26 protein-coding genes and 1 pseudogene are annotated in these 17,608 nt (G+C 43.8%); 23 read left to right on the top strand and 4 right to left on the bottom strand.

Annotation, left to right across the window (positions count from 1 at the left end; all coding sequences use genetic code 11):
• Window positions 1-204: 204 nt before the first annotated feature.
• The 6 genes from RH46_RS11835 (at window position 205) to RH46_RS11810 (ending at window position 4,930) form a co-directional block, all read left to right on the top strand.
• Window positions 205-1,668 carry a hypothetical protein gene (locus RH46_RS11835; protein WP_040895719.1) on the top strand — a complete coding sequence of 488 codons (1,464 nt, stop codon included), beginning with the start codon at window positions 205-207 and terminating at the stop codon, window positions 1,666-1,668.
• 157 nt (window positions 1,669-1,825) lie between these two features.
• A complete protein-coding gene (locus tag RH46_RS11830) occupies window positions 1,826-2,770 on the top strand; it encodes a D-2-hydroxyacid dehydrogenase family protein (RefSeq protein ID WP_006879692.1) in 945 nt (314 codons plus the stop codon).
• Between the two features lie 42 nt (window positions 2,771-2,812).
• Window positions 2,813-3,163: a cupin domain-containing protein gene (locus RH46_RS11825; protein WP_006879691.1), complete on the top strand. Its 351-nt coding sequence runs from the start codon at window positions 2,813-2,815 to the stop codon at window positions 3,161-3,163.
• A 347-nt stretch (window positions 3,164-3,510) separates the two neighbouring features.
• Window positions 3,511-3,900 (top strand): VOC family protein, encoded by a 390-nt coding sequence (locus RH46_RS11820; protein WP_006879689.1) that lies wholly within the window; start codon window positions 3,511-3,513, stop codon window positions 3,898-3,900.
• A gap of 68 nt (window positions 3,901-3,968) precedes the next feature.
• Window positions 3,969-4,280 carry a DUF4144 family protein gene (locus RH46_RS11815; RefSeq protein WP_006879688.1) on the top strand — a complete coding sequence of 104 codons (312 nt, stop codon included), beginning with the start codon at window positions 3,969-3,971 and terminating at the stop codon, window positions 4,278-4,280.
• A 32-nt stretch (window positions 4,281-4,312) separates the two neighbouring features.
• On the top strand, window positions 4,313-4,930 hold the full coding sequence (locus RH46_RS11810) for an HAD family hydrolase (RefSeq protein ID WP_006879687.1): 618 nt from the start codon (window positions 4,313-4,315) through the stop codon (window positions 4,928-4,930).
• 40 nt (window positions 4,931-4,970) lie between these two features.
• Here the strand turns inward: RH46_RS11810 and RH46_RS11805 are convergent, their stop codons facing one another.
• A complete protein-coding gene (locus tag RH46_RS11805; protein WP_006879686.1) occupies window positions 4,971-5,480 on the bottom strand; it encodes a MerR family transcriptional regulator in 510 nt (169 codons plus the stop codon).
• A gap of 217 nt (window positions 5,481-5,697) precedes the next feature.
• On the opposite strand from RH46_RS11805, the gene RH46_RS11800 reads away from it, so the two are divergent.
• On the top strand, window positions 5,698-5,913 hold the full coding sequence (locus tag RH46_RS11800) for a TIGR02450 family Trp-rich protein (RefSeq protein WP_006879685.1): 216 nt from the start codon (window positions 5,698-5,700) through the stop codon (window positions 5,911-5,913).
• A 59-nt stretch (window positions 5,914-5,972) separates the two neighbouring features.
• Here the strand turns inward: RH46_RS11800 and RH46_RS11795 are convergent, their stop codons facing one another.
• Window positions 5,973-6,416: a hypothetical protein gene (locus RH46_RS11795; RefSeq protein ID WP_006879684.1), complete on the bottom strand. Its 444-nt coding sequence runs from the start codon at window positions 6,414-6,416 to the stop codon at window positions 5,973-5,975.
• Between the two features lie 153 nt (window positions 6,417-6,569).
• On the opposite strand from RH46_RS11795, the gene RH46_RS11790 reads away from it, so the two are divergent.
• Window positions 6,570-7,088: a GNAT family N-acetyltransferase gene (locus RH46_RS11790; RefSeq protein WP_006879683.1), complete on the top strand. Its 519-nt coding sequence runs from the start codon at window positions 6,570-6,572 to the stop codon at window positions 7,086-7,088.
• A gap of 24 nt (window positions 7,089-7,112) precedes the next feature.
• Window positions 7,113-7,247 (top strand): hypothetical protein, encoded by a 135-nt coding sequence (locus RH46_RS22545; protein WP_277422354.1) that lies wholly within the window; start codon window positions 7,113-7,115, stop codon window positions 7,245-7,247.
• 57 nt (window positions 7,248-7,304) lie between these two features.
• On the opposite strand, the gene RH46_RS11785 is transcribed toward RH46_RS22545, so the two are convergent.
• On the bottom strand, window positions 7,305-7,487 hold the full coding sequence (locus RH46_RS11785) for a hypothetical protein (RefSeq protein WP_006879682.1): 183 nt from the start codon (window positions 7,485-7,487) through the stop codon (window positions 7,305-7,307).
• Window positions 7,488-7,721: 234 nt separating this feature from the next.
• Between RH46_RS11785 and RH46_RS11780 the strand changes: the two genes are divergently transcribed.
• The 7 genes and pseudogenes from RH46_RS11780 to RH46_RS11755 all read left to right on the top strand — a co-directional run bounded on the left by RH46_RS11780 (window position 7,722) and on the right by RH46_RS11755 (window position 10,826).
• Complete coding sequence (locus tag RH46_RS11780; RefSeq protein WP_006879681.1) at window positions 7,722-8,189, top strand: DUF2059 domain-containing protein; 468 nt, start codon at window positions 7,722-7,724, stop codon at window positions 8,187-8,189.
• Between the two features lie 207 nt (window positions 8,190-8,396).
• Window positions 8,397-8,909, top strand: coding sequence for a P-loop NTPase family protein (locus RH46_RS11775; RefSeq protein ID WP_006879679.1), 513 nt, complete (start codon window positions 8,397-8,399; stop codon window positions 8,907-8,909).
• A gap of 82 nt (window positions 8,910-8,991) precedes the next feature.
• Entirely contained in the window at window positions 8,992-9,525 is a 534-nt protein-coding gene (locus RH46_RS11770) for a cysteine hydrolase family protein (protein ID WP_040895748.1), read from the top strand.
• 50 nt (window positions 9,526-9,575) lie between these two features.
• Window positions 9,576-9,947 (top strand): hypothetical protein, encoded by a 372-nt coding sequence (locus tag RH46_RS11765; protein WP_006879677.1) that lies wholly within the window; start codon window positions 9,576-9,578, stop codon window positions 9,945-9,947.
• Between the two features lie 30 nt (window positions 9,948-9,977).
• Entirely contained in the window at window positions 9,978-10,346 is a 369-nt protein-coding gene (locus tag RH46_RS11760) for a VOC family protein (protein ID WP_006879676.1), read from the top strand.
• A gap of 13 nt (window positions 10,347-10,359) precedes the next feature.
• Window positions 10,360-10,449, top strand: a pseudogene (locus tag RH46_RS21810) (tRNA-binding protein); the annotation flags it as partial.
• Window positions 10,450-10,457: 8 nt separating this feature from the next.
• Window positions 10,458-10,826 carry a DUF456 domain-containing protein gene (locus RH46_RS11755; protein WP_006879674.1) on the top strand — a complete coding sequence of 123 codons (369 nt, stop codon included), beginning with the start codon at window positions 10,458-10,460 and terminating at the stop codon, window positions 10,824-10,826.
• Here RH46_RS11755 and RH46_RS11750 read toward each other — a convergent pair whose 3' ends face one another.
• Window positions 10,827-11,555, bottom strand: a complete 729-nt coding sequence (locus RH46_RS11750; RefSeq protein ID WP_006879673.1) for a UTRA domain-containing protein — start codon at window positions 11,553-11,555, stop codon at window positions 10,827-10,829.
• Between the two features lie 211 nt (window positions 11,556-11,766).
• Between RH46_RS11750 and RH46_RS11745 the strand changes: the two genes are divergently transcribed.
• From RH46_RS11745 to RH46_RS11715, 7 genes are all read left to right on the top strand, one after another.
• Window positions 11,767-12,852 carry an ABC transporter substrate-binding protein gene (locus RH46_RS11745; protein WP_006879672.1) on the top strand — a complete coding sequence of 362 codons (1,086 nt, stop codon included), beginning with the start codon at window positions 11,767-11,769 and terminating at the stop codon, window positions 12,850-12,852.
• 12 nt (window positions 12,853-12,864) lie between these two features.
• Window positions 12,865-13,689, top strand: a complete 825-nt coding sequence (locus RH46_RS11740; RefSeq protein ID WP_006879671.1) for an alkaline phosphatase family protein — start codon at window positions 12,865-12,867, stop codon at window positions 13,687-13,689.
• The gene (locus tag RH46_RS11735; protein ID WP_006879670.1) at window positions 13,686-14,582 is read left to right on the top strand and encodes an ABC transporter permease; all 897 of its coding nucleotides are present in this window, start codon (window positions 13,686-13,688) and stop codon (window positions 14,580-14,582) included. The genes RH46_RS11740 and RH46_RS11735 overlap by 4 nt, the downstream gene beginning before the upstream one ends.
• Window positions 14,583-14,584: 2 nt before the next feature.
• Entirely contained in the window at window positions 14,585-15,370 is a 786-nt protein-coding gene (locus RH46_RS11730; RefSeq protein WP_006879669.1) for an ABC transporter permease, read from the top strand.
• Entirely contained in the window at window positions 15,370-16,389 is a 1,020-nt protein-coding gene (locus RH46_RS11725; protein WP_006879668.1) for an ABC transporter ATP-binding protein, read from the top strand. The genes RH46_RS11730 and RH46_RS11725 overlap by 1 nt, the downstream gene beginning before the upstream one ends.
• Before the next feature lie 2 nt (window positions 16,390-16,391).
• Window positions 16,392-17,051, top strand: coding sequence for an HAD family hydrolase (locus tag RH46_RS11720; protein ID WP_006879667.1), 660 nt, complete (start codon window positions 16,392-16,394; stop codon window positions 17,049-17,051).
• A gap of 125 nt (window positions 17,052-17,176) precedes the next feature.
• Window positions 17,177-17,578 carry an ACT domain-containing protein gene (locus tag RH46_RS11715; RefSeq protein WP_006879666.1) on the top strand — a complete coding sequence of 134 codons (402 nt, stop codon included), beginning with the start codon at window positions 17,177-17,179 and terminating at the stop codon, window positions 17,576-17,578.
• The last annotated feature ends 30 nt before the right edge of the window (window positions 17,579-17,608 follow it).

Here is a 17,608-nt window from a genome sequence, read left to right as displayed (position 1 = left end):
AAAGGTTCCAATTAAACGTCAGTACTATTTAGGTTGATGTTGGCTCAATAACTACTTCGTACTCTTGTTCTTTGGGTTTAAAGGTTGTCATTGTCCGGTGAGTATCACCATGGAGGTGCGGTCATTTGTGGCCTCCTCATACAAGAAACACTCATTTTGATGAGTGGTAACTCCGGCAATCGTGAAGTTATTGAGAGGTGTGTGATGAACATGAAATTCAGCTTAATTGGCATGCTACTACTTACTATGTTGTCCGTTAGTGTAAATGCTGAAAGTGCACTAGGACGAACAATTGTTAAGAAAATAGATTACAGCACCGACTATAAGGAAACTGATTATTTCGATTATAGTAAAGGCTGGGCAGGTTCAGGTTTTGGGTTGACAGGGACTCAGAGAGGAGCGCCAGAAAAAATACAACTAAGTTATATCGAGGGTGAACGCGTGCTGAAATTTGGTTCGGTACGAAGAAATGCAGCGTGGCTAGCACAGCACCCTGAGGCATCTGGGATATATACTGATCACGACATGGAGTTGCAGGATGACTTCTTTCTCTATTCTACGCCGTGGGTAAAACAGGATAAGCCGTATTTTTTTGCCACAGTATTTCTAGGTGAAAACTCTGACAAAGCAACATTAAGAGCACCAGTGACTGATGAAAATGGCAGAAATCATTGGCCAGGGATATGGCATTCTAAAGATGGCTTTATTCTCAGGACCACTAAGGGCGACTATCGCTTCAATGTTAAGGGTTATTATACGGGTTGGTTAAGCTTAGGATTGGCCATTGATGAGACTGGGGAAATGGAGTATTTCATTAAATACGGTAAGCATAACGTGGAGGATACTTTTCTCATTCCTGATTTTAGAAAAACCGCCAGCCAAGCAGCAAACACCCGCATACCTAAAATAGAATCCAGACGGGATGCAAACATCATGCTTTCGCAAATAACCAATTTATCATCCGACTTAACTTCTTTTGATGATGGTAAGTTTAATGCAATAGGCAGTTTAGAATACGGAACGGATTTTACTCTACTTGATGAGGGCTACCTTGAGCTTAATACCTGGTCTGAAAACTATAGTTTAAAGACACCATCTCGAGTCTCATCCGTATATTTTTATGTCCCAAACCAAGAGAATCTAATTTATACGTCAGGGCCAACGACAGCCTCTCATGATTTGTGGTCTGGGGCGCCGGGAAACACTTATATAACCATCTATGTGGAAGGTGAGGATGGAAACTCTTATCCAGTCGAGCTGATAGCAAACAAGAAAGTTTGGAATAGAGAGCTTAAAGCAGAGGATGGGGTCCAAAGGGGGCATGGTTCGCTTCGTGTCACAGTTGATACAAGTACGCAAAACTATAACAATTTACCTTTTAATCAATCATTTAGTCAGGTTTTGCTTATCAAAGCACAGGGCTGGCACGATGAAGATTTTTCCCAAGACATAAGAGTTCGGGTGGCATTTAGGTCTAAATCAACTCATAAATGGGGGGGAAATGACCGTCAAGGCACAATTGGCTCTCTCTTCACCTATGACAACCCCTACAGTGGGGATAGGGAATTGTTTAGGCTGATTAATCTGGGGTCCGATGGACGTTATTGGTATTTTCCTACTGACAAATCAAACAACGAGTATTGGCAATATATTAGAGATGTTGACTGACTCAAGATTTGCCAATTAAGCACCTTATTTCATTATCAGGCGAGGGAAGTTCTCTTCTCTTGCCTCGTTTATTTTTTTACTATGTATCAAATAGTGCTTAGGTCGTCGGCATCTAAATAATAGATACGGTACAAAGTCAGCAACAAGGAGGAAGTGAGTGAAAATAGCGGTTTTGGATGACTATCAGGATGTAGTAAAAACGTTAGACTGTTTCGAGTTATTGTCAGGGCATGACGTAACCGTCCTCAATAAAACACTGAGTGAACCAGAGTTAGTTGAACAGATTAAAGATTGCGATGCTGTTGTGTTAATCCGGGAGCGAACCGTGATTACCGAGTCGCTGCTCTCTCAGTTGCCGCAGCTAAAGCTAATTAGCCAGACGGGAAAAGTAAGCAACCATATCGATGTTCAACTGTGTGAGAAATATGGTGTACAAGTTTTGCAGGGACGAGGCTCTCCTGTCGCTCCTTCCGAGTTGTGTTGGGCGTTACTTATGGCTGCGAGTCGTTATATCCCAACCTATGTTGCTAACTTGCAAAACAACCAATGGCAAAACTCAGGCGCACTAGGCTTAGGCCGCACTTTAAAAGGCTTAAAACTTGGAATTTGGGGCTATGGAAAAATAGGGCAGCGGATTGCTCAATATGCGAGAGCGTTTGAAATGTCCGTAGTGGTATGGGGAAGCGAGGGTTCTCGCGATCTCGCCCGTGAACATGGCTTTGAAGCTGCAACATCCAAACAGGCATTTTTCGCGGACACAGATGTGGTGTCGTTGCATTTACGTCTTAATGAAGTGACGAGAGGGTGTGTGACTGCCGGAGATTTACGTTTAATGAAGCCTGATTCTCTATTTCTCAACATCAGTCGGTCGGAACTTGTGGAGAGAGGGGCTCTGTACAATGAACTTGTTGAGGTTCCGACCAAACGTGCTGCCATAGATGTGTTTGATAGCGAGCCGGCGTCTCACGATTCAGAGCCTCTACTTTCACTGTCTAACGTTACTGCAACCCCTCATCTCGGGTATGTTGAACAGAATAGTTATGAGCTCTATTTCAGAATAGCATTTGAGAATCTTCTTTCCTTCGGGCAGGACGCAGTGTAAACGGAACATATATAAATCTAACCAGAAAGGAGTTCGGAACAGATGATACGTAACTTTTATACCTGCGATAAAGAGGTCGACCACAATAGCCATGATGGCGAAGGTTCAATTGATATCTATCGAGCCTTTAGACGCAAGGATTTTGATGGTGCGTGGGATTTTGCGATTCGTGTTGTGATGCCACCAGGAAGCTCGATGGGCGAGCACACCCATGGTGACGATGAAGAAATGTACATCATCTTAAAAGGTGAAGGAACCATGATCATTGAAGGGGTAGAAAGGCCTGTCGTTGCGGGAGATATGATCGTCAATAAACGTTTTGGTACCCATGGTTTAATCAATACCTCGGACAGTGAAATAGAGTTATTAATCATTCAGGCAAGTTTAAAGTAACTAACTCTATCCATTGCCACTAGTCGTTGTATGGCAGGGTAAATTGATGATGAAAGCGAGAGACTAAGCCAGCGTTACTTCACTCGGTACTTGCTTAAAGAAAAATAGGAACAAGGCGAGACAGTAAATTTCCTTTTTGAGTTCGGTTATTAAATTGTGAGCTGTCTGAGATGTTACGTTATTCAATACTTACCTGTTGTCTATTAGGCTAGCGATATTCTGTGTCTTCAGCCTTTTAGAGAAAGTTGCAGTGAAAATAGGAACTCATGTTTGATGTTTCCATCTCTTTTTAACTTTAGGTTTCATATTTACTCTTTAGCGATAGTAAATCGACATGAGTAACCGTTATGAAAATCGAACATATCGCAATATGGACCAAGCAGTTAGAGGTATTGAAAGAGTTCTATATCAAATACTTTGATGCCACCGCCAACGAAAAATACTTTAATCCGAATAAGGGTTTTTCGTCATACTTCCTCTCTTTTGAGACTGGAGCCCGATTAGAGTTGATGGAAATGGAAGGCATTCCAGAATCCAAAGATGATCTGTACGACCAGTTTACTGGCCTGATTCATTTTGCGTTTTCTCTTGGTTCAGAAAAAGCAGTGGATCAATTGACTGACCGTTTAGTTGGTGATGGCTACGAAAAGCTTGATGGACCAAGACGCACAGGTGATGGTTATTATGAAAGCTGCATTTTAGATCCAGACGGTAATCGTATCGAACTCACGGCTTAAGGCAAACTTGTCTGTTTGACAGCTAACGCTTAGCATTGATGCCTATAGCCAGATTAAAAGGATAAAGGATGATTCAGTGGCCATGTGTGTTGAAGTTAGATGGTGATGCAGAACTGATCTTTGTTGCGACAGAAAGAGAGTTGGAAGATGAACTCGACGCTCTGATTTGGGATGATTCTGACCACTTGATTGACAGCAAAGGGCAGCGCTACCTGATTACACAGCTAAGTGGAAAAACCCTATTTGAGCGTGTTGATGGTCAACTATCTTTACAAGTTGTCACTGAACTCATCCAAGAACACGAGTTTTCAAAGGCGGAGGTCTGCCTGACAAAAATTCAGTTCCTGTCTGTGAAAGAGGCAATATTGTCATTGGCCTAATTGTTTAACGAGAGAATGTGAAAGGGTATACGATGAGTTCTGGAAACATTAAAAATGTCGTTTTTGATATCGGCAATGTGATCGTGCGTTGGGCTCCTTTAGAGATTGTCAGGCTCACATTTGGAGAGGCAGCAGCCTCCGAACAACTGGCTAAGTCTATCTTTCAATCTGACACCTGGATGGCACTGAATAAAGGCGCTATTTCTGAATCTGAAGCGAAGGTGCAGTATCAGCAGGCTCTTGATTGGTCTGATTTGGAGTGCGAGCGCTTTTTCTATTACGTAAAGCAGACCCAGATTCTGGTTTTTGGCTCAGTGGAACTGCTAAAACGTGTTAAATCCGCAGGCTATAAAGTTTATGCGTTGACAGACAATGTTCATGAAATTGTCGCCCACCTTAAGTCACAATATTCATTCTGGCCGCTATTTGATGGCGCAACGGTTTCTGCGGACTTAGGATTACTTAAACCTCAGCCAGAAATCTATCAGTCGTTGCTTTCTCAGCATAAGCTCCAGGCTTCAGAAACCGTTTTTATCGATGATATGCCATATAATGTCGCGGGAGCGAAAGAGCAGGGTATTTCAGCCATTCAATTCGAAAACTCACAGCAGTGTGAAGCGGAACTAAAGGCACTTGGCCTATCATTTTAAGTGATTAATAGCCTCATTAGTGAGGCTATTATTTTAGAGATTATAACGCTCGAATCTTAACGATTTCTTCGCTTGAAATACCAAGAGACTCTAGGAACTTTTGGTGTTCTAAAGGCTCTAATTGTTCAAACTTTTGATGCCATTTCACCATGTCATTTTCAGTGAATCCTGCGGCAACCATGATTTCTACCCAACGTTGTTTATTCACAATATTTTCCTCTAATAGACTCGGTTCTTGAAGCAACACGACAACGGCTTTTTGTTGTGCACGTAAGTTTTGGATTTCTCTTTCCAGTTCATTGAAATGATCTTTCAAAATCTGGCTTTGAGACTCTCCATCCCGGTTTAACAAGGCGCGAATGCTAGAGACAGACAAACCGTACGAACGATAGGAAGAAATTGCTTCTAAGCGCTTTATCTCTTTTTCGCCATACCAGCGATATCCATTCTCAGAACGGTAAGCTGGTATCAAAAGCTGTTCTTTCTCGTAATACAAAATAGTGGTACGTGATACTCCGAACTGTTTTGCGATTTGGGTGACTGTTAGCATAAAGGCTCCATTGATTTACCGAGTGAGCAGCATGAACCCTAGCCCTATAGACGGGTCAATAGACTTATTGTATATCGATTTCACCGACAGAATATCAACACTGTCGCGCTCGAAGCCAGGTCGTGTTCTTTTGGTGGTGTAGACGAATGATCTTGATGCGGATGAATACGTAAAACAGGTGAGTTTTTAAATAACATCAGAGAGTTATGAGGTCATTATGAATCGCATTAATCCAGCAAAGCTCGCCAATAGTAAGTGGACTGCCGTCAATCCGCTTAATAGGGAAAAGCACTTTCTGGTGTCGGAAGTCGAGTTTGATGAACAAGGTCTGGTTACCTTGTGTAAGGTCGAAGCCGTTATTTCCAATACAGAATACTCAATTGACTGGAAAGAACTAAAAAACCATCACAAATGGGTTCAGGGTTGGAAATAGCACATCTCAGAGCAGTCTCATCATTTTGCTCTGAGATGGCTCATGTCAAAAACTCGGTGTTACTCCCAGAATTTCCACCACTTTTTACTGTTCTCTTCTCTTTGTGCCTGACCTTTTTCAGAACCTTTACCGAGTTCTTTCTGAACTTGATTCGCCTTTTTCTCTTTTTGTTTTTCCAGTCCGGACTTCTTGTTCTTCAGCTTCTGTTTATATTCCTCAAGGTCGTTTTGCTGGTCTTCAAGTTCCTCAAGCTCACGTTTAAGCTTGTTCTTGTCTTTTTTGCTCTTAGCTTTATTGGCCTTATTTTTCTTCTCTTCGATTAGCTGTTTAAGGTCTTCTTCTTGGTCTTCTAATTCCAGTTGTGCCTTATCTACATCGGCTCTAGTCTTGATTTCTTCTAAGTCAGGCTTTCCTTTACCTGCCCATTGCGGCTTTTCAGCCAAAGCCATTGGAGACGCAAATGCAATGATACTGCTCAGAGCAATGATACGTGTGATCTTCATGAAGTACTCCCTTACGATAAATTGCTTACTATTTGTATAACATGGACTTGTTACAACTGAAAATGTATTGTCTTTGATATTGAGCGATGTGATGGTCACAAGTAGTTAATCACGTTTAATGCTCTTCATTGTAGTGCAAATTCAGTAGGCGACATGCGAGTAAATATCAGAGCTGCACAGGTAAGTGAATTAGAAACCATTCACGCCTTAGTTATTTCAAATAATGAGTGGACTAGATTCAATGGTCCTTATTTTCCATATTCTCCGCCCACATTAGAGCAGTTTGAGAAATCTTCATTTCAGCGCTTGTTAAGTGGTTCGGATCTACAGCTGATCACTGTTGATGATATTCCCGTCGGGACAGTTAGCTGTTATTGGGAATGTGAGCAAACGCGTTGGTTAGAGGCCGGTGTAGTGATATACGACCAGGCATACTGGGGAAAAGGTATCGCCGCGTTAGCTTTACCTCTCTGGGTGTCGTATCTGTTTGAACATAAAGAGATCGAAAGAGTTGGCCTCACGACTTGGTCAGGCAATCCGCGAATGATGGCATTAGCCTTAAAGCTTGGTTTCCAACAAGAAGCACGTTTGAGAAAAGTACGCTACTACCAGGGAAAATATTATGACTCAGTCAAATATGGTGTGTTGCGTTCAGAGTGGCCTATTAATTAATTGATATGCTTATTTTCTGCGTGAGTGCAAAGGTATTTATATAAGCATTATCGCTTCTGGGGAAGAAAATCAGGCGTCGAGCTGGGTAAAGGCGAACACAAGGTCGTGGTATTTCTGGATGACGAGAAAGTGGAAGAGCTGAGTTTTACGGTTCAATAAAAATTCCAATATCTGGCTATGACAAATGAGCTCGTATTTCAGAGCTCATTGAACACTCTAAGGGTGGGTAATCAGTTGCCCTTCCTCAGTGGTTAGAATGCTGGCTTTCCCCTGTTCTACAAGCTGTGCAGCGTAAGACGGTGTGACAGTTTGCATTTCACCTTTTTCTCTACTTACTAATGCTTCCCACGCTTGGTCTCTGTATTTTCCTGCCTGGGTGTACTGAATGAGTACTTTCATAATTTCACGCTCCGGTGAGTTAAACGTGCTACTAACCTTAGTGAGTTTGCTGTGGTTATGCATCTGTTAAAAGTGAAACATTAGATTAACCAAATCGAGAGTGAGTTTTACGCTGGTCACGACTATACGACATTCTGCTTTGTCGTTAGTTTAATCACATATAATCAATGGTTTATAGATTGTATTATAGTTCTGATGTATGGTTTGACTTGTTATTAAGGCTAGGAAAAGACAATGAATAAGATTAAAGCTCTCGTTATTACGTTATGTGTTCTTGCGTCGCCGCTAAGTGCTGCTGACCCTCACCGGGATGCAGCATACAAACTGCTGGACTCTATGGAGTTTGACACCCTAATGTCTGAAACCATCGATGCGATGCTGGACCTGCAACTTCAGCAAAACCCAGCGCTAAGGCCGTATAAGAGTACGATGCGCGAGTTTTTCAGTCTCTACTTCAGTGGTGAGAGCCTTAGAGAGGATTTCGCGAGCATGTATGAAGAAGCGTTTACTGAGCAAGAACTGCTTTCCCTCTCTGAATTCTACAACTCGAGCATAGGCAAGAAATCGCTTGAGGTCATCCCGACTATTTCGGCTCAAGGTGCGGCGTTAGGTGAACGACGTGTTAGAGAGAACGCTCATGTACTACAACGTATGATCGAAAAAGAGGCGCAACGCATTCAGAGTTTACAAGATCAGAACTAAGACGCTTTCACTAAGCGAGTTGACATCGGATCCTGTTTGTATGAAAGTGGTTGTATGAAATTTAATCTAAAGCATCTTAACCAGCGAATTATCATCATTGCTTAGCAATGGTGGGCTTGTGTATGTTTTGAATATCTTAAACCCACCGCCAGAAGGTGGGTTTTCTGTTTCTACCTTTTGCGGAAATTGACCCTTAGAGGATTTCAAATGAAAAAGGTAGCTGTTTTTGGTAAGCCGGGAAGCGGAAAATCGGTGCTCAGCAAAACACTCGCCCATGCTACAGGTTTACCACTTCATCAACTTGACTCGATTGTTTATAAGCCCAATGGCGAGTTTGTTGATCGCGAAGAGTTTAACAAAGCTCATGACTCTATCATTGCTTCGGATGAATGGATTCTTGACGGCCTCGGGCCTTTGAGCTCTTTTCATCAGCGCTTAGAAGCGGCGGATACTCTTGTTTTTATCGACCTGCCATATTGGGTGAGCTATTGGTATGTGACCAAACGCCTGTTGAAAGGTCTGTTTGTTAAGCCGGAAGGTTGGCCTGAAGGAAGCTCCGTGCTCAAAGGGACAATTAACAGTTACAAAACACTTAGGTTGTGTCCCAAATTCTGGAATGAAGAGTTTTTATCTCAGTTAACAGCGCGACATGGCAGTAAAAATGTGTACATAATCAAAACGGTATCGCAACTGAATGAGTTTGTTTTAAAACACAGTTAATAGAAAGCGATTGCCCCAGTACATACTGAATTTTGCAATGCAAAACAGCCGTTCAGGCAACCTGGATTTTATCGGAGGAAAAATGAAATCTGCAGTAGTTGTTATTGATGTTCAGTCCATCTTATTCGACCCAGAACCTCAACCGTTTGAAGCCAAACAGGTACTCAATCGAATTAATCACATCACAGAATCAGCACGCGCTAAGTCGGTTCCCGTTATCTTTGTTCAACATGAACAAGCGGACTCAGCGATTGAATATGGCAGTGAAGGGTGGGCCTTACAGTCGAGCCTTGTGACGGAAAGTGGTGATCACTTTGTGCGTAAAACAAGTCCAGATTCGTTTTTAAACACTGAGCTACAAAGTCTATTAACTGAGTTAGGCGTCGAGCGCCTTATCGTGTGCGGTTATGCGACTGAGTTTTGTGTCGATAGCACCGTTCGCAGAGCCGCAGGGTTAGGATATCCAGTGATACTGGTTTCGGATGCTCACACTACGCATGACAAACCTCATGCTAGCGGAGAGCTGATTCGGGCGCATCATAACTTTGCCTTATCAAGCATCTCAAGCTTTCCTGGTAAGACAACCGCAGTAAAAACGACTGATCTCTGGCAGTAGATACGCTAGTGAACAAACGCGTTAATTCTGGGAGTTTGTACGGAGACTAAATGGAATTTCTACTCTATCTGGCAGCGTTTTTATTAGTTGTCGTCTCATTTGCTCACTCTTATCTTGGTGAACGCTTTATTTTGTCCAGATTGTTTAAGCGAGATAACTTGCCTAAGTTGCTAGGGAGTGATGACTTTACCAAGCGTACCTTACGCTTTGCCTGGCACCTGACCTCAGTTGCCTGGCTAGGATTAGCCGCTATTGTGATTGTCTTGGCCCAACCAGAACTGGATAAACGTCTTATTGGTCAGATAATCGCAGCGACGTTTGCGATACACTTTTTCACTGCTCTTATTGGCTCAAAAGGGCGGCATCTATCATGGATATTGTTTGGTGCGGTGACACTTTTTTTGCTGATAGGTCAGCCATAACGGCAAATAGTTTTGATAAGGATACATCGCTTGATTAGTCACATTGATCATATTGTATTGACCGTCGCAGACATTGAGCGTTCGGTTGAATTCTATAAACGAGTTCTGCATATGGAAGAGATCTCGTTTGCTAATGGTCGCAAGGCCGTTAAGTTCGGTAACCAAAAAATCAACTTTCAACTCTTAGGCCAGGAGCCAAGAAACCGGGCTCAAGTTGGTTCAGGTGATGTCTGCCTGATAACCGATTGGACGTTAGACGAGGTACAACGCCATTTAAGTTCAGAAAACGTTGAAGTGGTTGAAGGGCCGGTTGAAAAGTCAGGTGCTAATGGTCCAATTCAATCTGTGTACTTTGTAGACCCTGATTTGAATCTGATAGAAATCAGTGTTTACTCGTGAATAGGAAAAATTGATGAAATACGCTCCAATAAAAGAACAAATTTCCTTCGATGATTTCGCTAAAGTAGATATTCGCGTAGGACTGATTGTCGAAGTTAGGGAAGGTGAACAATGCAATACGGAAGTGTAAATATCGATGGTAACCAGCTTTATGCGACAGGCAACACTAGTCCTATCGATGTAAATAATATCGAGTACATGTATGTCAAACAACTCGACAAAGCCTCAAAAGCACAGAAAGCCGCGTTAATAGGAGCGGTCATATCGGCCATTGTATTTGTATTAATTCCGTTGTTAGGACTAGTGGTGTTTCCGCTTGTCGCCGTTCCTATCTATTTGCGATCTTGTGACTATGAGCTGCGAGTGTTTGTCACGAACAATACGGGCTTTGGCGCTAAAGAAGTTAGCTTACATAGCTCGAATCATCGTGACGAGTACGATAAGGTTATCGAACATGTCAAAGCGTTAAAGCAGTCCTAATCATTTCACACTATCTATGCGAATCATCACAGCGTCAGGCCGCCAATATTCGAACTCGCAGTCCATCAACTCACCATCCTGTTTGTAGTTGACGCGACAGATTTTTAATACTGGTTGTCCTTGGGCAAGGTTGAGTGCTTTGGCGACATGAGCAGGGGCAGAAGTGGGAATAACGTCAAAGCGGGAGCGTTGAGTCTGGTAGCCGAACTTGTCCTGATAGATCCCGGTCAGTGACATGGTTAAGTTTTCACTCAGTATCCCCTCAAACAGTTGCGCTTTAAGTACATTCTCGACGAACAGTACCGGGCGTCCATCGATATACCTGAGTCGCTCAATGATATGGATAGCAGTAATCTGTTCTATCTCTAGAGCCTTAGCATATTCGCCTACCGCCATTTCACTACGCACGTTAACCAGTTTGGTTTCAGCAATACGATCCTGTTCTCGAATCATTTGATGAAAATGACTACGGGAGAGAGGGTTATAGCAAATTCTTTGCGGGGACACGTACCAGCCCCGCCGCTCTTCACGATAGATCAATCCTTCTGTTTCTAGGGAAACTAAAGCATCTTTGATGGTGATACGCGTGGTTGAAAATAGCTCACTGAGCTCTCGCTCTGAGGGGAGTTTTTGCCCTTCCGTCATCACTCCTGAGTCAATCTGTTCTCTTAAGCGAGTTCTGATCCTTCCTAATTGGGTTCCTGACTGGTTAGTCCCTACTGCTGTCATTGTTGATCTAGTCCATAAGTGTGTCTATGCACAATGTAAGTCGGTGACGTAACAGAAATATGACATCCATGATTTGTCCGGCTTTTACGTAAATGAAATATAACTGCCATGGAAATACATTAAAACTGTCAAAATAGTTGCGCCAAATCGTCACATTCTCTGCCTAGGATAAATTTCGAACTTACTGACCTAGTCCAGAAGGATGGAGACAATGAAAACTTTGCTAAGTCGTTCAACTACTATTTCTGCAAAGCAAATCGCGCCAGCTGCTCTGCTGGTAGCAACGCTATCAGCGCCAGCGATGGCAAAAGACGCAGACCTTGAATCACTGATTAAAGCCGCTCAGAAAGAAGGCGCGGTATACAGTGTGGGTATGCCTGATAGTTGGGCAAACTGGAAAGATACATGGGTAGACTTGAAATCAAACTACGGTTTGAAGCATCAAGATACGGATATGAGCTCAGCGCAAGAAATCGCTAAGTTTGAAGCTGAAAAGAAAAACGCGACGGCCGATATCGGTGATGTAGGCTTTGCTTTTGCTCGCGTTGCAGTGAAAAAGGGCGTCACTCAGCCGTACAAGCCGACAACCTGGAGTGATATTCCAAACTGGGCAAAAGATAAAGATGGTCACTGGGCGTTAGCTTACACTGGCACCATCTCATTTATCTCTAACAACAACCTGGTAAAAGATGCCCCAAAATCGTGGGATGACTTACTAAAAGGTGATTACAAGGTCACTGTTGGTGACGTAGGTGTTGCAGCTCAGGCGAATAACGCTGTTCTGGCTGCAGCCTTCGCAAACGGAGGGGACGAATCAAATCTGAAACCTGCGATTAAATTCTTTGCTGAACTCGCCAAACAAGGTCGTCTCTCTTTTACAGACCCTAACATCGCTAACCTTGAAAAGGGCGAAGTAGAAGTGGCGATCATGTGGGATTTCAATGCGCTTAACTACCGCGATAAGATCGACCGTAAGCGTTTCACAGTCAATATCCCGCAGGATGGCTCTGTGATTTCGGGTTACACCACCATTATTAACAAGTACGCGAAAAATCCGAACGCAGCCAAGCTTGCTCGCGAGTACATCTTTAGTGACCAGGGCCAGATCAATCTGGCGCAAGGTTATGCCCGCCCAATTCGTACTAACGTGACTCTGCCAGAATCTGTTCAGGCAAAGCTGATTGCTAATGACCAATACAGCAATGTTCACCCGGTAACCGACTTCTCTGCATGGGAAAAGTCGGCGCGTAAACTGCCACGTCAATGGCAGGAAAGTGTGTTAATTCATCAGCAATAAGAGCCATTTACTATGAACAATAAGGTTATCCTTGTTGTTCTGGATGGACTCAATTATCAGGTAGCCCGCGATTGTATGGGCTACCTTAATGGTCTTCTGGAACAACGCCACTCTAATCCCAATATGCGTGCAACGCTTTATCCGCTGATGTGCGAACTGCCATCACTCTCTCGACCGCTTTACGAATGTATCCTCACTGGCGTTCGTCCTGTCGAAAGTGGTGTGGTGAACAATGATGTAGTGCGCCTGTCCAATCATGATTCGATCTTTAGTCTGGCTAAATCGCAAGGCAAAGTCACCGCGGCGGCAGCATACCACTGGGTGAGTGAACTTTATAACCGCGCACCTTATGAGCCAGTACGAGACAGATTCACTAACGATGAAAATCTCAATATTCAGCATGGCTGTTTCTACCATTGGGATCATTACCCGGACGAGGCACTGTTTTTAGACGCTGAACATCTGCGTCGTACTTATCAGCCTGACCTGTTACTGATCCACCCTATGAACATTGATGACATGGGGCATAAATTTGGCCTGGATTCTCGTCAATACCGTAATTGCGCGCGTGGTGTCGACATCATTCTCTCTAACTATATCGAGCAATGGCTTAACGATGGGTATCAAATCGTCGTGACCAGCGACCATGGTATGAACGATGATCTGTCTCATGGTGGAATCTTACCGCAGGAGCGTGAAGTTCCTCTGTTTGTGATTGGCGATAAATTCACGCACCAAGAGTGCCATGTTAAGCAAACTGAGTTGTGCGGAACGATTTGTCAGCTACTCAATATCAACCATACCAAACCTTACCCTCAGGAATTGTTAGCACTATGAGCAGTTCTGTTATAACTCCTGGCTCGAACGAGTCTGATTGTGTAAAACCGAAATCTCGTTCATGGCTTCAACGCATAAAACCTGTTTTTTGCCTGATCCCATTCGTTGTGTTTTATTATCTGTTTCAACTTGCACCTATGATTTGGGTGTTAATCAATAGCTTTATCTATGACGACCAATTCGCTCTGGATAACTATTTCGAAGTGCTTGATTCAGCCTTTATGATGCAGGCTTTTGGTAACAGCTTGTGGTTGTCGGTGTGGTCGAGCATTGTTGGCCTTGGCATTGCTACCTTGCTGGTGTCATCGCTGCGCCGCGTGGATTCGAAAATTCGTGACGGTGTTATTGCGTTCACTAACATGAGTAGCAACTTCTCCGGTGTGCCACTCTCTTTCGCCTTCATCATCATTTTAGGCACCAATGGCGCAGTTACCTTACTGCTCAAACAGTATGGCTTACTTGGTGATTTTGACCTTTATGGCAAGTGGGGCTTACTGGCGATATATATCTACTTCCAGATCCCGTTGGCGGTATTGCTACTTTATCCTGCTTTTGACGCCCTGAGTGATGACTGGCAAGCGGCGGCGGCTTTGCTGGGAGCGAAAACGTCTCAATACTGGACTAAAATAGCGTTGCCTGTTCTTTCACCCGCGCTATTTGGCACCTTTATCATCTTAATTGCCAATGCAATTGGTGCCTATGCCAGTGTCTATGCTCTGACGTCTGGTAACTACAATGTTATCACCATCCGTATAGCGAGTTTAGTGTCTGGTGACCTGTTCCTGGAGCCCAACTTAGCCGCGGCGATTTCTGTGATTCTCATGTTACTGCTCGCGTTCATTACCATTATTAACCAGTGGCTTATCTCTAAAAGCTACGCAGGCAGGAAATAGTTATGCTCGACGTTAACCCTAGATTTCATAAAGCCGTTGTCTATTCGATTGTCGGCATCATGCTAATCCCTATCGTTGCCACTTTAGTTTATTCCCTGTCATCTCGATGGGGAGCAACGATTGTTCCAGATGGCTTTACTTTCGATTGGTATATCAAGCTGTTGACGGATCCACGTTTTCTGCAGGCCTTCGGACGTTCGTTGTTTATCTGCATCGCATCGCTCTTGCTGAGTGTAATCCTGATCTTACCCGCAATATTCGTCGTGTTTTACTACTTTCCCAAGCTGGATAGGGTAATGAATATTGTTATTCTGTTGCCATTTGCTGTACCGCCAGTGGTCTCTTCAGTAGGCCTGCTTCAACTGTATGCGGACAGCGAGATTTCACTGATTGGTACGCCATGGATTTTAATCGGTACCTATTTCACTATCGCGTTGCCATTTATGTATCGTGCGATATCAAACAGCTTCGAAGCGATTAATCTTCATGACTTGATGGACGCCGCTCATTTGCTTGGTGCGAGTACCACTAAAGCCTTCTTATTGATCATCTTACCTAATTTGAAAAAAGGACTAATGGCTTCGCTGTTCCTTTCATTCTCGTTTCTTTTAGGCGAGTTCGTGTTTGCCAATATTCTGGTTGGCACACGCTATGAAACGCTACAAATCTATTTATACAACATGCGTCAGACCAGCGGTCACTTTACTTCAGCTCTGGTGATGACTTATTTCCTGTTTATTTTCTTACTGACTTGGCTGGCAAGTCGTTTTAGCCGAGGGGTCAATTAATGAGTTACGTAACTGCAAACAACCTGACCAAGCGTTTTGGTCACAACACGGTATTTGAACAGATTCAGTTCAGCATAGAGCAAGGAGAGTTCATCACCTTGTTGGGGCCAAGTGGTTGCGGTAAATCAACCTTGCTGCGCAGCCTGGCAGGTCTCAATCCAGTTGATGGTGGTGAGATCTGGGTTAACGGCGAAGAGATCACGCATCAGGTACCTCAAGAGCGTGGCATTGGCATGGTTTTTCAATCCTACGCGTTATTTCCAAATATGACGGTAGAAGGCAACGTTGCGTTCGGTTTAAAGATGAAAAAGCTCTCTGCGGACGAGATCCAGCGTGAAGTGGCAAAAGTCATTGAGCTGGTGGATCTAAAAGGCAAAGAAAAGCATTATCCCCATCAGCTTTCAGGTGGACAGCGCCAGCGCGTCGCCCTCGCTCGTGCTCTGGTGGTTAAACCGCGCATTCTACTGCTGGATGAGCCGCTTTCTGCCCTTGATGCCAAAATCCGTAAACATCTTCGTCAGCAGATCCGCGATATTCAAAAAGAGATGAACTTAACCACCATCTTTGTCACCCATGATCAAGAGGAGGCGATGATTATGTCTGACCGTATCTTCCTGATGAACAGAGGGGAAATTGTGCAGGCTGGTACACCAGAAGAGATTTACACCCATCCGGCGAATGAGTTCGTTGCCAGTTTTATGGGTCATTACAATCTGGTTGAAGCGAATAAAGCGAAGCAGCTTTTCAATATTGAAACCGAATGGAAAGTAGCGATTCGCCCTGAATCGATTTACGTCAAAGAGCATGGCCGCCAGTATGGTAATCATATCTCGGCTCCACAAGTCGCCACCATAAAAAACCACCAACTGTTAGGTAACGTAATTCGCTATCAAGTTAAGGTCGATGAATGTGAACTGACCGTGGATCTGCTTAACCGCTCATCAGAACGCTTACTGGCAAATGGCAGTCAATTAGAGTTACTCTTTAACCTAAACGAAATTCAACCAGTGAGAGCGTAATCATGGCTAAACCTTTGTATGTCTTCGATATGGATGAAACCTTAATCAACGCTGACTGTGCCATGATTTGGAATCAGTTTATGGTTGAGAAGGGCATCGCAACGGAGCCTGATTTCCTAGAGCAGGACAAACGCTTAATGGCCCTGTATGCCAAGGGTGAGATGGATATGGAGGACTATCTGGAGTTCTCTATGGCTCCATTGTTGGATCTGCCTATTGAGCAAGTCAATCTGCTGGTTGAGGAGTGTGTTGAGCAACATATTCTCGCCAAGCAGTTTTCTCAGTCAAAAACGTTGATTGATCAACTCAGGCGTGATGCTATTGAGATGGTGATCATCTCTGCCAGCGTCACGTTTTTAGTTGAGGCGGTTGGAAGGCGTTTGGGAATTGATACCGCTCTTGGTATTGACTTAGTTGAAGACACCAGTTGCTACACCGCTGAGATAAAAGGGGTGCCAAGCTACAGGGAAGGCAAGGTCACACGCTTGAAACAGTGGTTAGAAGCGCAGCCAGAACAGTATACAGAGATTCATTTCTATACTGACTCAATCAATGATTTACCGTTATGTGAGTATGCTGACTACTCCTATCTCGTCAATCCATGCCCGCGCCTGAGAGCACAAGCTACTAGGCCCAACTGGCAGATATTGAACTGGACTTAAGCTAACAGAGAAACAACGACCTAACGCTAGTTCTTTTGCCAGGTGTTGGGTATTGTTTTTCTAGCGTTATGGTTTAGATTGCAGGGTTATCCCTTCACAAAGTCGCAGATATAAGGATATTTAAAATGTCAGGCATAACAGAGTTAGATCAACTGCTTCGCTCAATGCAACCAAAGCTGGCTGAATCAGAGTTTGTATTTTGTACAGTGTCAGGGTCACTTCAAGATTATCTAGAACTCAACCCATTAGCGACGTTTAACGAATCGGAAGGTTTAACGCTGGTGGTGGAAAAGTCTTTAGCCGAGAAGAATGGTCTTAGCTTTGAAGGGAGTTACAGTCAGATTACGCTGACCGTTCATTCGAGCTTAGAAGCGGTTGGTCTGACGGCAGCAGTAGCAACCAAATTAGCTGAAAAGGGTATCAGTGCCAACGTTATCGCCGCGTATTATCACGACCACATCTTTGTCCAAACCAGCAAGGCACAAGCTGCCGTATTGGCGTTGAAAGAGCTCAGTGCTTCCGTTTGACATGAGCTCTTGTTATTCCGTTATTTGCTA

It is taken from the genome of Vibrio brasiliensis LMG 20546, from assembly GCF_000189255.1.
Lineage (GTDB): Bacteria > Pseudomonadota > Gammaproteobacteria > Enterobacterales > Vibrionaceae > Vibrio > Vibrio brasiliensis.
This window is presented reverse-complemented; position numbering and strand designations above follow the sequence as displayed.